The organism is Alcaligenes sp. EGD-AK7, from assembly GCF_000465875.3.
GTDB classification, from domain to species: Bacteria; Pseudomonadota; Gammaproteobacteria; order Burkholderiales; family Burkholderiaceae_B; genus Alcaligenes; species Alcaligenes phenolicus.
This window is the reverse complement of the sequence record NZ_AVOG02000001.1, coordinates 256,135-270,465: the sequence shown is the minus strand read 5'-3', so window position 1 is coordinate 270,465 and position 14,331 is coordinate 256,135. Positions and strand designations below refer to the sequence as shown.

The following is a 14,331-nucleotide window of genomic DNA, read 5'->3' as shown; positions in this document are numbered from 1 at the left end:
CTTAAGCGCGGCGCAGGGCCATCAAACCACCGGCCAGCATGCCGACAATAATCGCCAGATATGATGGCAAGAAAGCCATGGCCAGAACAGCCCCTACAGCGGCAGCCACCAACACCGGCAAAGGTGCAGATCGGCGGATTTCCAGCAACAGGGCAAAGAACAAGGCGGGCAAGACAAAACCCAGCGTCTTTTCCAGCACGGGAGATTGACCCAGCAAATCGCTGGCGAAGAAGGCCCCCACGGCGGTGCCCAGCACCCAGGACAGGTAAGAGCCCAGTTGCAAGCCGCAGTACCAGGACTCCTGCTCCTGGGCCGGTTGGCGGGCTACTCCGGCTGCAGAAGCGGCAAAGACCTCATCGGTCAGGCCAGGAGCCATGAACAGACTGGAGACAGTTCTTGGGCCGGTAAAAAAGCCCATCAAGGTTGGGCCATAGAACACATGGCGCAGGTTCATGAGCAGCACAATACCCAAAATGCTGGGATAGGCGGCGCCTGCCACCAGCAGACTGATCAAAATGAACTGACTGGCCCCCGCGTACACGATCAGGGACACCATCACTGCCAGCCAGGGTGACAAGCCCGCGTGCACAGCGGTCAAACCAAAGGAAATCGCGACGGGGACATAGCCCAGGGCGATAGAGGCGCTGTCTCGCAAGCCCCGTCGATATGCCGAACCGATAATCATGAAAAACCTTGCAGGGCCTGCCTAGGCCTGGAATGCACCAATAAAGATGGCGGGGTCCACCCGTGCGTTATTCAGACTGACATTCCAGTGCAAATGAGGGCCAGTCGCACGGCCCGTTGCGCCGGAACGCGCCACCACATCGCCCCTGCTGACACGATCACCTACGCGCACATCAAAAGCCGACAAGTGACAAAACATGGTGATCAGGCCCTGACCATGATCCACAAATACGGTTTTACCGTTAAAGAAGTAATCCGCCACAATGGTGACGATCCCGTCAGCGGGCACTTTTACTGCCGTGCCGGTAGGCGCGGCAAAGTCCAGGCCCGAATGTGGATTACGCTCTTCACCATTGAAGAAACGGCGCAAACCAAAAGGACTGGTCAGGCGACCCGGTACCGGCTTTTCAAAGACCACATTGCTGGGGCCTTCTGTGCGGAAGCTGGCATATGCCTGCATCTGCTCCTCGTATTCACGCTCAAAACGGGCTTGCTGCTGCGGGTCCGGATTCACATGCGACTTGTTTTTCAGGGTGATGCGCTGCTCGCGGTAACGCTTGCTGCCAACCTGAAACGCCACGCCCGACTGTCCTTGCACGGATATGCTGTGCTGGCCTGCTTGGGTTTTCAAGTCCAGTCCGACAATCGCTTTCCAACGCTGATCAGCATCCTGAATCACCAGCACACGGTTGCCATTGAAGTGCACCACCGGCGCTGAGCCACCCGCTCCCAGGTCCAGCACTGCCACCCCGCCTGGCACAGGGCGATGCAAGGTGCGCTCGATAAAGGTGCCCTGCCCAGGCGCAGCATAGGCCAAGTACGGTGCCGTCAGGCCCCAAACAGTTGCGGCGCCTAAAAGGCGCCGCCGTACCAGGGAAATATCAGTGTGATTCATCAGAATGCTCTTTGAAAAACACCCCTGGAGCCTGCTGGCTCCAGGGTTACAGGCTCTGATTCAAGCCGCTTTATTCATTTTCACCTGTGGAGGTCAACTCTTTTTCTGCTTCTGGCAGAATCTGAACCTTCTCTTCCACACGCATGGCTTGCAGAACGGCTTGAGTCTCCGTGCGGGCCATGGCTTGGGTCAACTGTGCTGTCAGCATGTCCAGCCCAGGGTTGCCGGACTTGCCGGGCTCATGGCTCAGAATCTGCACCACGGTGTAGCCCTGGGGTTGGCGATCACCCACATAGGCAGGCAGCTTGTCCACGGGGTTGGCCAGAACCTTGTTCAGCAAGGCTTCGTCCATCTCGGGGAATTCCGCACGGCTCACGGCAAACTGGGCCGAGAAGTTCTCAGGTTCGGCACCCGCTTGCAGCTGCTTCAGGTAGTCCTCACCGGCCTGAACCGCCAAGGCAGCCGCTTTTTCACGGCGCAGGTTTTCCTCAGCAATAGTGCGTACTTTATCCAGTGCAGGCACATGAGCCTCGGTGACGTCGGTGACGCGCAGGGCAATCAAGGTGTCAGGCGATACTTCTACAACGCCTGCATTCTTGCGCGAAGCCAGAGTTTCGGCATTGAACAAGGCTTGGCGAACACGGCTGTCATCCAGCACGGCTGCATCAGGGCTCTTGGCGGCAGCCAGCTCACCTTCAACTTGCGAAGCAGGAATCAAACCTTGGCGGCTGATGCCTTCAGCCTGCTTCAGAGTCAGGCCCAGGGCATTGGCGGCGGCTTCCAGATTGTCCTCGTTGTCGTAAACCAGATTGGTCAGCTTGCTGGCCATATCGGCAAAGCGCTCGGAAGCCAGCTGCTTGCGCACTTCGTCCTGCACCTTGCTGCGAGCTTGCTCGAAGGACTCGCCTTGTTCGGGCTGAACTTCGTTACTCTTGAAAATGTGGAAACCGTTGGGGCCTTCAATCACGCCCGACACATCACCTTTTTTCAAGGCAAATACAGCGCTTTCCAGCACGGACGGCCAGGAGCCTTTGCTGATCCAGCCCAATTCGCCACCTTCACGGGCGCTACCCTCGTCCTGGGAGTTGGCACGGGCCAGGTCGGCAAAGCCTTCTTTATTGGCCTGGGCTTTTTCAGCCAGTTCGCGAGCCTTGGTCTGGGCCGCTTCACGTTCGGTATCGGAGGCACCGGCAGGCAATGTCACCAGAATGTGACTGATGTTCACACGGCCAGCTTGCACGTAACGAGCCTTGTTTTGCTCGTAGTATTGCTTGAGCTGATCGTCGGTAGGCGTCGCCAGATCCTTGGAGGCTGCCGCTTCATTCAGCAGCAAATATTCCACTTTGACTTGCTGGGGCAGTTCCAGCGATTGCTTGTTGGCGTCATACCAGGCTTGCAGATCGGCATCGCTGATCTGAACCTTGGATTCGAAATCACGAGTCAGGAAGCTGCGTGTGCGTACACCACGCTCTTCGGTCAGGGCGATTTCCAGCTTGTTCATCACGCTGGGCAGCATGGAAGAGCTGGCAGCCACGGGACCGAGCACGCGTTGCAGGGCCATCTGGCCGCGCTGGCTTTGCTCGAAATCACGGGTATTGATGCCTGCCGAAGCCAGAACCTGGCTGTAAAGGGCGGGCGAGAAAGAACCGTTTTCCTGAAATTCCGGCATAGTGGCGATGTAGTCGCGCAGCGCAATGTCGGAGACGTTAAAGCGAGCGGCAGTAGCCACTTCAATTTGTACACGCTGATCAATCAAGGATTCCAGCAATGCACGACGGCTTTCCAGGCTGTCAGCCTGGGCCAGATCAAAACCGGAAGGATTGTTGCGCTGCATATCGTCCAGCTGCATGCGGCGCGCACGATCAAATTCCTGGGACGTAATGGCGCTATCGCCAACTTTGACAATATCGCTATCGCCCGAAACGTAGCTGGAGTAGCCGCTGACGCCGATCAGTACAAAAGACGGCAGAATCAGCACTAACAGGACCAGCTGCATGACGCGTTGGTTCTTACGGATAATCTCGAACATTAATCATCACCTACTTTCGCTTGCAGCAGGGCGCTGCGGGTGGCGCATCAGGCCGGTGAGCCGGCGCGGCCTGAAAATATACCGTATATGAAAACCGTACAGTGTACAGCCCCGGTTAAAATAGTACATTGGCTTTTTATCACGCCTCTTGCGAGTCCGCCATGTCTTCAATGAATCATCACTGGCCCTACCCTGCTTTGATCGCCCACCGTGGCGCCGGCAAGATTGCCCCGGAGAACACCCTGGCCGCCATTCGGGTCGGTGCCCAGAACGGTTTTCGCATGATGGAGTACGACGTCAAACTGAGCCGTGATGCGGTTCCCGTGCTGCTGCACGATGACGAGCTGGACCGTACTTCCAATGGTCAGGGTATTGCCTCCAGGCTAACCTTGGCCGAGCTGTCCGCCCTGGACTTCGGTGCCTGGCATTCCTCGGCCTACGCCGGGGAGCCCATGCCCACATTAAGTTCGATAGCCGCCTTCACCCTGGCCAATCAGGTTCACAGCAATATCGAAATCAAGCCGACTACCGGGGACGAAGCCGAAACGGGCCGACTGGTCGCCCTGGCCGCCCAAGCCTTGTGGGCGCAGGCCAGCTTGCCGCCGCTGCTGTCGTCCTTTTCTGAAGAGGCTCTGGAAGCAGCCCAACAAGCCGCCCCCACCCTGCCCCGTGCCCTGCTGATTGAAGAAGATGTTCCGGCCGACTGGCCCGAACGTCTGGAGCGTCTGGGCTGCATGGGTCTGAATCTGAATGACCGCTTTGTCACTCAGGCTTTGGTTCAGGCAATTCGACAAAAAGGCTACACCGTGGCTGTCTGGACCGTGAACGATGCCGAGCGGGTGCGCGAACTGCTCGATTGGGGGTGCAATGGCATTTTCACTGATAAAGTCACCACCATTCGCCCCGACACTCTTTAATTAAACCGCAACACCAGGATTTCTCTTGTTCAGTTACCGTCACGCCTTTCATGCTGGCAATCATGCAGACGTGCTCAAGCACGCCACCTTGCTGCATATCTTTAATTACTACGCTCAAAAAGACAGCGCCTTTAGCATCATCGATACCCACTGTGGTGCCGGTATCTATGATCTGGAGCACGACTGGGCGCAAACCAAGGGCGAGTTCTACGACGGCCTGGACCGGGTCTTGCAGCAGGACGACTACCCGGAGCTGGTGGAACACTATATTGATGCCATTGCCGACCTGAACCCGGACGGTACCGCGCGCTACTATCCCGGTTCGCCCTGGCTGGCGCTGGAGCGCTTGCGCACGCAGGACAGCTTTCACGGCTTTGAACTGCACCCATCTGAATTCGAAGTCTTGAGCGACAACGTGGCGCAACTATTCCCCCAGGGAAACCGTCGGGTGCGCCTGTATCCGGAAAATGGGTTTGAACAGTTGGGACGCCTGCTACCGCCGCCCTCGCGACGTGCCATCGTGGTAATGGACCCCTCGTACGAGGCCAAATCCGACTACCAGCAGGTCTTGAACAGTGTCAAAAACGCGCTCAAGCGTTTTGCTCAAGCCTGTATTGTCGTGTGGTATCCCATTGTGCAGCGGCCCGAAGTACAGGCCTTGCAACGCAAGCTGGAGCAACTGGATACGCCCTGGCTGCATGTCAGCCTGTCGGTTCGTGCTCCGGCCAAAAATGGTTTGGGTTTGCATGGCAGTGGCCTGTTCATCAGCAATCCTCCCTGGACGCTGCTCAAAGCTCTGGAACAAAGCATGCCGTGGTTAACAAAAACGCTGGCCCAGGATGACAAGGCCAGCTTTCAACTTCGTCACTCGGGGCTGTAAGCCGCCCCTTTGCCTTTAGGCCAGGCTCTCGGATTCTTTCATGTAGCGCCACTGGCCCATAGGCAGGTCGCCCAGCACCAGATCGCCAATACGCACGCGCTTCAGACCCACCACTTTCAAGCCGACCAGTTCACACATGCGGCGAATCTGGCGTTTCTTGCCTTCGCGCAAGATGAAACGCAGCTGGTCATCGTTCTGCCAGGACACTTGAGCCGGCAGCAAGGGCTTGCCGTCCAGGCTCAAACCAAAGTTCAGCAGTTCCAGACCACGCTCGCTCAACTTGCCGGTTACACGCACCAGATATTCCTTGTCGATGACCGAGTCTTCGCCAATAATCTGCCGCGCAATACGACCATCCTGAGTCAGAATCAGCAACCCGGTGGAGTCGATATCCAGACGACCAGCCGGCGCCAGACCGCGCAAATGCGCCGGATCAAAGCGTTGACTGCCGCGACCACCCTTGTACTGCGTGGAAGCGCCGATAAGGGAAACCGCATTGCGATAACCGGCTTCGGCTTGCCCCGACACATAGCCCACGGGCTTGTGCAGCAAGATAGTGGCACGTTGGGTCTGACGCTGACGCGCTTGTTTTTCCAGTGTGATTTTCTGATTGGGGTAGGCTTTGCTCCCCAGTTCAGAGACGATTTGACCGTCCACACGAACCCAGCCGCGCTCGATGAAAGCATCCGCCTCACGGCGTGAACACATGCCGCGCTGGGCCATTAATTTTGAGATACGTTCTTTTTCCATGAGCGCTATTTTATGGCTTTGGCGATAATACAGGACATGAAATTTCCCTCCAGCACAAAAAAACCCTGGTATGAGCACGTTCACCCCTCTGCTACCCCCGCTCAAAAGTACTGGCTACACCGTCCCGGCGCCCTGACTGGCGGTCTGCGCCGCTTGGGCAAGGTCGATCTGGAAGTGGTCAGCGAATACGCTTGCCGCTTGAACCCGCAAGAAGCCGCTTTGATTCAAAAGCCGCCAGGCACGCTGGCCTGGATACGCGAGGTGTCCATGGCGGTGGACGGAATCCGCTGCGTGATTGCCCGCAGTTTCACTCCCCTGCCCGCCTCACACAGCGTCTGGCAAGGCATACGGCGGCTGCGTAGCCGTCCGCTGGCCGACATGCTTTATAACGATGCCCAGATACAACGTTCCGCCTTTTTAAGCTGCCGTTTGAATCGCGGCATGAGCTTTTTTCGCACGATTGAGCGCGCCCTGAATCCCAGTGGCGAGCCGGTTCCGCAGGCTCAGCAGATTCTGTCGCGCTGCTCCGTCTTCTGGCGGCACGGTCAACCCCTCCTGGTGGCCGAATCCTTTATGCCAGCCTTCTGGGCACGCGGTGCTACACTGGTTTAGCTCAAATTCAGCATTAGCTAATAAAACAAAGTTATATACAGAACCAGACCATGTCCACGCAAGCCGATCCAAGCCGACGCAACGCCTTTATTCTTTCCGGGATGCAAGCATTAGGCGGGGCAAACCCGGCCTTGGTGGTCGCACTCAGCAGTCTGGTGGGCCAAAAAATGGCCAGCAGCCCGGACCTGGCGACCTTGCCGGTAGGTATTTTCAACCTGGGTCTGGCTGTGGGCATTTTGCCAGCGGCCTACCTGATGCGCCGCTTGGGGCGCCAGGGTGGCTATATCATCGGTGCCTTGCTGGGTATAGGGGCGGGCCTGCTGGCCGCCGCCGGGATCTACAGCCTGTCCTTTGTCATGTTCTGTGTAGGCACTCTGCTGGCCGGGCTGTATGCCTCTTACGTACAAAGCTATCGTTTTGCCGCGGCCGATGACGCCAGTGATGCCTTCCGCCCCAAGGCCATTTCCTGGGTCATGGCCGGGGGGCTGCTGGGCGCGATTATCGCCACCCAGACCATTATCCATACCCAGGACATTTGGCCGGAGCACCCTTTTGCCGCCGCCTTCCTGGCACAAGCAGTCTTGGCAGCCCTGGTCCTGCCCTTCGCCTTTGGCCTGCGCCTGGCACCGGGCACACGGAATCAGCAAGAGAAAATCCCCTACACCGGACGCCCCTTACGCGAGATTGCCTCCAATAGCTACTTCATCATTGCGCTCCTGGCCGGAGTCGCTTCCTATGTGCTGATGAACTTTTTGATGACGGCTTCGCCCTTGGCCATGGTGATGCACGGCCATAGCCTGAAAGAGTCCACCTTGGGGATTCAGTGGCATATTCTGGCCATGTTCGGCCCCAGCTTCTTTACCGGCAATCTGATCAAGCGCTTTGGCAAGATCCCCGTCACCTTTGCGGGCGTGCTCTTGCTGGGACTGGCCAGCATTGTGGCGCTGCTGGGCATGACGGTGCCGCATTTCTGGGTGAGCCTGATTTTGCTGGGTCTGGGCTGGAACTTCGGTTTCATCGGTGCCACCAATATGGTGGTGGACTGCTACCGCCCGGAAGAGCGGGGCCGTGTGCAGGCTTTGAATGACTTCATCATCTTTACCTGTGTGGCCTTGTCTTCCTTCACCTCGGGCCGCGTGCTGGCCGTGTATGGCTGGTATGGGGTCAATACCTGGACGCTGCCGATCTCGGCCGTAGTCATGCTGACTTTGGCCTGGTTGTACTTCAAGAATAAGCGTCAGCCCTACTTCGCCAGTTAAGCAAAGCGACAGCCGCAAAGCAACGGCTCATGAAAAACGGCCCCCAAGCCTTGGATTTCATCCAGGCTTGGGGGCCGTTCCTCTTGCGTTCAAATCATCGGTAAATAAGCAGGCTTGGGGCCGCGAGGAAACTGAGCGTCCAATGCCTGAATATGCTCGGGCTGCAGCACCAGATCCCCGGCAGCGGCATTTTGCTGGGCATGAACCGCGCGCGAGGCCTTGGGAATCACAAACACATTGGGGTCACGCAGCAAAAAAGCCAAAGCCACTTGCCGCGCAGTAGCCTGATAATGGCTGGCAATCTCGGCCAGCAAGGCCCCGCCTTGAGAGTCCGGCTCGGGAAAATCATCGTGACCGAAAGGACTGTAAGCCACCACGCTGACTTGATGCTGCTGACACCAGGGGATGACTGCGTGTTCAATGGCACGCTCGTTCAGGTGATACAAGACCTGATTGCAGGCAATTTCACCCGGCCCAACGATGTCATACAGCTCTTCCAGATCCGGCAAATCAAAATTGCTGACGCCCCATTGCTTGATCTTGCCTTGCTGAACCAGCTGGTCAAAGGCTGCGCAGGTTTCTTCCAAAGGAATCTGGCCGGGCCAATGCAATAAGTACAGATCCAGATAGTCCGTGCCCAGGCGCTTCAGGCTGGCCTCGCAAGCGCGGATTACACCCTGACGGCTGGCATTGAAGGGCAAGACCTTGGACACCAGAAACGCCTCGTGCCGACGACCTTGCAGGGCCTGACCGATCAAGGTTTCTGCCTGACCATCGCCATACATCTCGGCGGTGTCGATATGGTTCATGCCCGCGTCCAGCCCGGCCTGAAACGCGGCCACGCTCTGCGCCCAATCGGCCTGCTCCACATACCAACTGCCTTGGCCTACACGCGAAACACGTGGTGCCGACCCTAGTTTTTCATATCGCATCAGCTTGTCCTTCCATAACTACTGTCCAAACCAGCCCAACTGCGACCCCCTTACAAGGCGTCGCGACCGCTCTCCGAAGTACGGATACGGATAGCCTGCTCGACCGGCGTCACAAAAATCTTGCCGTCGCCAATCTTGCCCGTATGGGCGGCTTTGATAATGGCTTCGATGATTGCATCACAGCGATCGGCCGCCACCACGATGTCCACACGAATCTTGGGCAGAAAATCCACCACATATTCGGCACCGCGATACAGCTCGGTGTGGCCCTTTTGACGACCAAAGCCTTTCACTTCAGTCACGGTCAAGCCGTTAACATCCAGCTCTGCCAGGGCTTCGCGAACTTCATCCAGCTTGAAGGGTTTGATGATGGCCGTAATTTGTTTCATGGTTACTCGCACGTCAAATTTAAAGAGGATCTTTGGCAGCGCCCGGCAAGGACGGGCGATGACTTTCTGCTGCCAGACTCAAGCCCAGGCTCAAGTCGCGACCGGTAGGCGACTGGAACAGACGCAAGCCCAGCTCAGGCAGCACCGCCAGAATGTGGTCAAAAATATCGCCCTGGATGCGCTCGTGGTCCACCCAGGCGGTTTTATTGGTAAAGCAATACACCTCGATAGGGATACCATCTGCCGTGGGCTCCATCATGCGCACCATCTGAATCATGTCCTGATGAATTTCAGGGTGACGCTTGATATAAGCCATGCAGTAGGCACGGAAGGTGCCCAGGTTGGTCAGGCGACGGTAATTGACCGCATCCAGACCCGCACGGCTCAGCTCCTGATTGGAGCGCTCCAGATCTTCTTTTTTCTCGTTCAGGTAATCGCGCAGCAAGGCAAAGCGTGACAGGCTATCGACTTCAGTTGGAGTCAAAAAACGAACGCTGGAGGCATCGATGCTCAGGGTGCGCTTGATACGACGGCCGCCCGATTCAAACATCTGACGCCAGTTGCGATAGCTCTCGGAGAACAGCTTGTAAGTGGGAATGGTGGTGACGGTCTTGTCCCAGTTCTGGACCTTGACCGTGTGCAGCGCCATATCAATAACAAAACCATCCGCCCCGGCCTGCTTCATCTCGATCCAGTCGCCGATGCGCAACATGTCATTGGTGCTCATCTGCGTGCTGGCCACCAGCGACAGCAAGGTGTCTTTAAAAACCAGCAAGAGCACCGCTGACAAAGCACCCAGACCGGAGAGCAACAGAACGGGCGATTGATCCAGAATGATGGAGATCATGACAATAATGCCAATCGCCCACACCGCTATCTTGGCCACTTCCACATAGCCCTTGATGGACTTGGTGCGCCCCTTGCTGGAATTGGCGTAGACCTCTTGCCAGGCCCCCAGGAGGCTGACAATCGCCATGATGAGAAAGACCAGAAAGCCCAGCAAGGCCACCCGCTCTATGATTTCCAGCAAGGTCTTGGCCAGGGGCAGCAAGGTCAGATTGGAGCTGACCACCAGCAAGGGCACGGCATAGCCCACATTGCGCACAAAGCGCTTTTTGACCAGGGCACGCGCCCAATCGTCCTTGCCCGCCACTTTCAGCAAGCGCCGCACCAGGCGTGAGAGTACGGAACTGGTCAACCAGCTGACAATCCAGACCAGCACCGTCAGCATGGCCAAACCGGCCAAAATCTGTACCCAGCGATCCTGCGGTAAATACGCTTCGATCCATTGCCATCCCAACAAATCGGCAAAGGTGCGTTCTTGCTCCATGTATTCTTCCTTGTCCAGCCAACCCCAAAAAGGGCCCGCATGGTTTCCTAGAGTCTGAAAACTATCTAATATACTGCACAGCGTCTGTTTCCTGCGGGACTGGATGACCTGCGTCAGCCCGTCCGATCCACTATAATTGCCCTCTATGTCATCAAACATCCCCTCCTCTTCCCAAGACCAGTTCGCCAATAAGGCCATGGCCTGGTCGGCTCGCTTTTCCGAGCCCGTCTCTGACCTCGTCAAACGCTACACAGCGTCGGTGGACTTTGACAAGCGCATGGCCCGCTTTGATATTCAGGGTTCCCTGGCCCACGCCAGCATGCTGGCCGCCGTCGGTGTGATCACCGAGCAGGACAAGGCCGACATTGAACGCGGCATGAGCCAGATTCTGGACGAAATCGCCCAAGGCCAGTTCCAGTGGTTGCTGGATCTGGAAGACGTGCACCTGAACATTGAAAAACGTCTGGTCGAGCTGATTGGCGATGCGGGCAAGCGCCTGCACACCGGCCGTTCGCGCAATGACCAGGTCGCCACCGATATCCGCCTGTGGCTGCGCAACGAAATCGACATTGCCCTGGACCTGCTGGCCCAGATGCAGCGCAAGCTGGCTGAGTTGGCACTGGCTCAGGCAGACACTATTTTGCCCGGTTTCACCCACCTGCAAGTGGCACAGCCCGTTACTTTTGGCCACCATTTGCTGGCCTACGCCGAAATGTTCCAGCGCGATGCCGAGCGTCTGCAAGACTGCCGCAAACGCGTGAACCGCCTGCCATTGGGCGCGGCCGCACTGGCCGGCACCAGCTACCCGATCGACCGTGAAATGGTTGCCAAGCTGCTGAACTTTGACGATGTGTGCCGCAACTCGCTGGACGCCGTGTCGGACCGCGATTTCGCCATCGAATTCTGCGCCGCTGCGGCCCTGATCATGACGCACATCTCCCGCTTCTCCGAGGAGCTGGTGCTGTGGATGAGCCCACGCGTGGGATTTATTGATCTGGCTGACCGCTTTTGCACCGGCAGCTCCATCATGCCGCAAAAGAAAAACCCTGACGTTCCCGAACTGGCCCGTGGCAAGACCGGTCGCGTCAATGGTCACCTGATTGCCCTGCTGACTTTGATGAAAGGCCAACCGCTGGCCTACAACAAGGACAACCAGGAAGACAAGGAAGGTCTGTTCGATTCGGCTGATACCATTCGCGACACCCTGACCATTTTTGTAGACCTGATCTCGGGCATCAAGGTCAAGCCAGAAGCCATGCGCGCTGCTGCGCTGCAAGGTTTTGCGACTGCTACTGATCTGGCCGACTACCTGGTCAAGAAAGGCCTGCCTTTCCGTGATGCCCACGAAACCGTGGCCTTGGCCGTGCGTGAGTGCGAGCAACTGGGTTGCGATCTGGCCGATCTGAAGCTGGAACAGCTGCAGAAGTTCGACAGCCGTATCGAGTCGGATATTTTTGGCGTGCTGACTCTGGAAGGCTCGGTGGCTTCACGCAAACACATCGGTGGCACCGCACCTGAGCGGGTGCGTATTGAAGCACAGCGCATTCTGGATCGTATTCCTGGCTGATAAGCAGCGACTGCTGAAAGCAGAAAAAGCCGCTCCTGTTCCAGGAGTGGCTTTTTTTATAGGTGTTGACTCAGATTTGATCTGACGTGTTTTGTCAGTTGCGTTAGGGTCAGGACTGGAACTGCTATTTTCGGCCAGAAACGGCCATTCTAACATTAACCTTCCGTATCCACCAAAGGTTGAGCTCAAGATTTTTAGGTTTATCTAAACCCGACAACAGCTAACTTACTTGCAGAGCTGCGAGCATATACATTATTAGAAGAAATAGGCATACTTATTGCGTACCTTCTAAATCTCGTTAGGTCTACAAAGTAGTATCCGCCCGCAAAAATATGTCTATTACCGAGAAATCAATAAAACTACTTTGGTCAAATGCAGCCGGCCGATGTTCATTCCCCGGTTGCGACAAGCGCCTTTCCGTAGAGCAGGCCTCAGATATCGCACCGCATACTCTTGGCGAGATGGCCCACATAAAAGGAAAAAATCGAGGGTCAAATAGATACGATGCCAATCAAACTAACGATGAGCGCGATTCGTACCAGAACCTAATCCTCCTCTGCCCGAACCATCACACAGAAATTGATAAACCAGAAAACGAAATCAGATTTCCAACCGGGTGGCTTTTAGAGGCGAAAAAAGCTCACGAGCAATGGATTATCACGTCGCTCGACGGAGAAAAAATTGAGAGTATCGATCAACTGAAAGGTGCGATAGCGGCGCTCTTGACTGACAATCACCAAGCTTGGCAAAAGTATGGCCCAAAATCTCTCCTTGCCATGCAAAACCCAAACAGTGACAAGCTGTATGCGCTATGGACGCAAGAACGACTAACGACCATAGCGCCAAACAACAGAGCAATTGCAAAGTTACTTACAACCCACCGATTTCTTTTCCCAGCACAACAACAGCCAATTGTAAGTAGATTTATTTCACATGCGGCCAGCTATGAACACTGGATAAATGATGAGCTCCCCTACCAAGCAGTCGAGCGCTTTCCAAATGATTTTGACAATCTAATATTGGGATAAAAATGCCTGCGCACAATAGCGAATTTCCGTGGCTCAGCTACTACAAACACTACAATTTCTTTGAACAACGAATGAGAGAGCACAGCAAAGTGTCAGGATTTAAGCTCATCAGCACCGGGCTTTATGAAATAACACTTACAAGCAACAGCGTTCTCAAGGTGTTCATTTGCGAATGTTACGCATTTGACGATGCCGCTTATTACGAACTAATAGCTAATTATGGAAAAGTGGATGCTGTAGTGATTAGTTCAAATTGGTGTAGCTACAGCTTTGAAACTAAGCTTGAAAGAATGAGGGAGGAGGTGGGCATCTTCGACATACGAGGATTTATGGCTGCAATCAACAAACCTAATTACTGGGAATATATGACCCAATATGAACGAGAGAAGATGAATCACACCCAATGACGCCTAATTACATAGATATTTATGGGTTTGGCTCCTACTTTAACGACAGTAACAAATTTTCTGATATAGACATAGCAGTTATACATAACAACCGAACAATTGAATCCTGCATGATGGCCATATCTTGCAAGAGAACTATTCAGCAGTTCAATGGAAAATTTCACATAACGATGCTATCCAAAGAAGCCGAAAAATCCTTCAATTTCCTAACTAAATCAAATGCACGTCATATTGGTCGCATAGCAGAAGGCTTTGATTTGGCCTCCATCGAAAAGATTATTATAAAAATCGCCACTATCCGCCCAGGCACCCAATTCAAATATTCTCCCAACAGGATTTAGGCCCCAAGTGGCACATCAAGTACAACGCAAAGAACAAAACCATGGCCTAACTGGGAGGTAAGGCTGACGCTAACGCAGGCCATGGCTTCGCCACCCTCATCGTCAGAATTGATACCCTCCACCCAGTCAAGCTTCAACGCCGCGTACCTTGGACGTTGGTAATTTAGATAACCACTCTGGATCGTTTTCTGTCCGATAGATCTGCTAGCGTCTGTCAGATCAACCTAAGTCAATACATTTACCGCTTCGACCTACTTCCACTTCTGCCTGCCCGGATTTGCAGCTTAGACTTCGTACTCAGCTTAGCTGCT

Annotated in this window: 15 protein-coding genes; 8 read left to right on the top strand and 7 right to left on the bottom strand. The window is 55.3% G+C overall.

The window, feature by feature from the left end; genetic code table 11:
* Window position 1: 1 nt before the first annotated feature.
* The 3 genes from N879_RS01245 to N879_RS01235 form a co-directional block, all read right to left on the bottom strand.
* Window positions 2–685: an AzlC family ABC transporter permease gene (locus N879_RS01245; RefSeq protein WP_009457111.1), complete on the bottom strand. Its 684-nt coding sequence runs from the start codon at window positions 683–685 to the stop codon at window positions 2–4.
* 21 nt (window positions 686–706) lie between these two features.
* Entirely contained in the window at window positions 707–1,579 is an 873-nt protein-coding gene (locus tag N879_RS01240; RefSeq protein WP_009457113.1) for a M23 family metallopeptidase, read from the bottom strand.
* 70 nt (window positions 1,580–1,649) lie between these two features.
* Entirely contained in the window at window positions 1,650–3,608 is a 1,959-nt protein-coding gene (locus N879_RS01235) for a SurA N-terminal domain-containing protein (protein ID WP_021446540.1), read from the bottom strand.
* A 170-nt stretch (window positions 3,609–3,778) separates the two neighbouring features.
* Between N879_RS01235 and ugpQ the strand changes: the two genes are divergently transcribed.
* Entirely contained in the window at window positions 3,779–4,525 is a 747-nt protein-coding gene (ugpQ, locus tag N879_RS01230) for a glycerophosphodiester phosphodiesterase (protein WP_009457115.1), read from the top strand.
* Window positions 4,526–4,550: 25 nt separating this feature from the next.
* Entirely contained in the window at window positions 4,551–5,405 is an 855-nt protein-coding gene (locus N879_RS01225) for a 23S rRNA (adenine(2030)-N(6))-methyltransferase RlmJ (RefSeq protein WP_009457117.1), read from the top strand.
* Window positions 5,406–5,420: 15 nt separating this feature from the next.
* Here N879_RS01225 and N879_RS01220 read toward each other — a convergent pair whose 3' ends face one another.
* On the bottom strand, window positions 5,421–6,155 hold the full coding sequence (locus N879_RS01220) for a pseudouridine synthase (protein WP_009457119.1): 735 nt from the start codon (window positions 6,153–6,155) through the stop codon (window positions 5,421–5,423).
* Window positions 6,156–6,191: 36 nt separating this feature from the next.
* Here N879_RS01220 and N879_RS01215 point away from each other — a divergent pair, with 36 nt between their 5' ends.
* Entirely contained in the window at window positions 6,192–6,767 is a 576-nt protein-coding gene (locus tag N879_RS01215; protein ID WP_009457121.1) for a chorismate--pyruvate lyase family protein, read from the top strand.
* Window positions 6,768–6,817: 50 nt separating this feature from the next.
* On the top strand, window positions 6,818–8,026 hold the full coding sequence (locus N879_RS01210) for an MFS transporter (protein ID WP_009457123.1): 1,209 nt from the start codon (window positions 6,818–6,820) through the stop codon (window positions 8,024–8,026).
* 89 nt (window positions 8,027–8,115) lie between these two features.
* Here the strand turns inward: N879_RS01210 and N879_RS01205 are convergent, their stop codons facing one another.
* From N879_RS01205 to N879_RS01195, 3 genes are read right to left on the bottom strand one after another with little or no spacing between them, the layout of a single operon-like run.
* Complete coding sequence (locus N879_RS01205) at window positions 8,116–8,958, bottom strand: aldo/keto reductase (RefSeq protein ID WP_009457124.1); 843 nt, start codon at window positions 8,956–8,958, stop codon at window positions 8,116–8,118.
* A gap of 50 nt (window positions 8,959–9,008) precedes the next feature.
* Window positions 9,009–9,347 (bottom strand): P-II family nitrogen regulator, encoded by a 339-nt coding sequence (locus tag N879_RS01200; RefSeq protein ID WP_003799650.1) that lies wholly within the window; start codon window positions 9,345–9,347, stop codon window positions 9,009–9,011.
* Between the two features lie 19 nt (window positions 9,348–9,366).
* Window positions 9,367–10,677, bottom strand: a complete 1,311-nt coding sequence (locus N879_RS01195) for a mechanosensitive ion channel family protein (protein ID WP_009462068.1) — start codon at window positions 10,675–10,677, stop codon at window positions 9,367–9,369.
* A 145-nt stretch (window positions 10,678–10,822) separates the two neighbouring features.
* On the opposite strand from N879_RS01195, the gene argH reads away from it, so the two are divergent.
* The 4 genes from argH to N879_RS20930 all read left to right on the top strand — a co-directional run bounded on the left by argH (window position 10,823) and on the right by N879_RS20930 (window position 14,020).
* Window positions 10,823–12,244 carry an argininosuccinate lyase gene (gene argH, locus N879_RS01190; protein ID WP_031232005.1) on the top strand — a complete coding sequence of 474 codons (1,422 nt, stop codon included), beginning with the start codon at window positions 10,823–10,825 and terminating at the stop codon, window positions 12,242–12,244.
* Between the two features lie 332 nt (window positions 12,245–12,576).
* The gene (locus N879_RS01185; protein ID WP_031232004.1) at window positions 12,577–13,272 is read left to right on the top strand and encodes an HNH endonuclease; all 696 of its coding nucleotides are present in this window, start codon (window positions 12,577–12,579) and stop codon (window positions 13,270–13,272) included.
* 2 nt (window positions 13,273–13,274) lie between these two features.
* Window positions 13,275–13,679, top strand: coding sequence for a hypothetical protein (locus tag N879_RS01180; protein WP_009462074.1), 405 nt, complete (start codon window positions 13,275–13,277; stop codon window positions 13,677–13,679).
* Window positions 13,676–14,020 (top strand): nucleotidyltransferase domain-containing protein, encoded by a 345-nt coding sequence (locus N879_RS20930; RefSeq protein WP_009462076.1) that lies wholly within the window; start codon window positions 13,676–13,678, stop codon window positions 14,018–14,020. Before N879_RS01180 ends, N879_RS20930 begins: the two co-directional genes overlap by 4 nt.
* Window positions 14,021–14,331 lie beyond the last annotated feature (311 nt).

Bases quoted from the DNA above. Each gene is read 5' to 3' on its own strand.
- N879_RS01245 (WP_009457111.1), bottom strand. From the start codon at position 685: ATGATTATCGGTTCGGCATATCGACGGGGCTTGCGAGACAGCGCCTCT.
- N879_RS01240 (WP_009457113.1), bottom strand. From the start codon at position 1,579: ATGAATCACACTGATATTTCCCTGGTACGGCGGCGCCTTTTAGGCGCC.
- N879_RS01235 (WP_021446540.1), bottom strand. From the start codon at position 3,608: ATGTTCGAGATTATCCGTAAGAACCAACGCGTCATGCAGCTGGTCCTG.
- ugpQ (WP_009457115.1), top strand. From the start codon at position 3,779: ATGAATCATCACTGGCCCTACCCTGCTTTGATCGCCCACCGTGGCGCC.
- N879_RS01220 (WP_009457119.1), bottom strand. From the start codon at position 6,155: ATGGAAAAAGAACGTATCTCAAAATTAATGGCCCAGCGCGGCATGTGT.
- N879_RS01215 (WP_009457121.1), top strand. From the start codon at position 6,192: ATGAAATTTCCCTCCAGCACAAAAAAACCCTGGTATGAGCACGTTCAC.
- N879_RS01210 (WP_009457123.1), top strand. From the start codon at position 6,818: ATGTCCACGCAAGCCGATCCAAGCCGACGCAACGCCTTTATTCTTTCC.
- N879_RS01205 (WP_009457124.1), bottom strand. From the start codon at position 8,958: ATGCGATATGAAAAACTAGGGTCGGCACCACGTGTTTCGCGTGTAGGC.
- N879_RS01200 (WP_003799650.1), bottom strand. From the start codon at position 9,347: ATGAAACAAATTACGGCCATCATCAAACCCTTCAAGCTGGATGAAGTT.
- N879_RS01195 (WP_009462068.1), bottom strand. From the start codon at position 10,677: ATGGAGCAAGAACGCACCTTTGCCGATTTGTTGGGATGGCAATGGATC.
- argH (WP_031232005.1), top strand. From the start codon at position 10,823: ATGTCATCAAACATCCCCTCCTCTTCCCAAGACCAGTTCGCCAATAAG.
- N879_RS01185 (WP_031232004.1), top strand. From the start codon at position 12,577: ATGTCTATTACCGAGAAATCAATAAAACTACTTTGGTCAAATGCAGCC.
- N879_RS01180 (WP_009462074.1), top strand. From the start codon at position 13,275: ATGCCTGCGCACAATAGCGAATTTCCGTGGCTCAGCTACTACAAACAC.
- N879_RS20930 (WP_009462076.1), top strand. From the start codon at position 13,676: ATGACGCCTAATTACATAGATATTTATGGGTTTGGCTCCTACTTTAAC.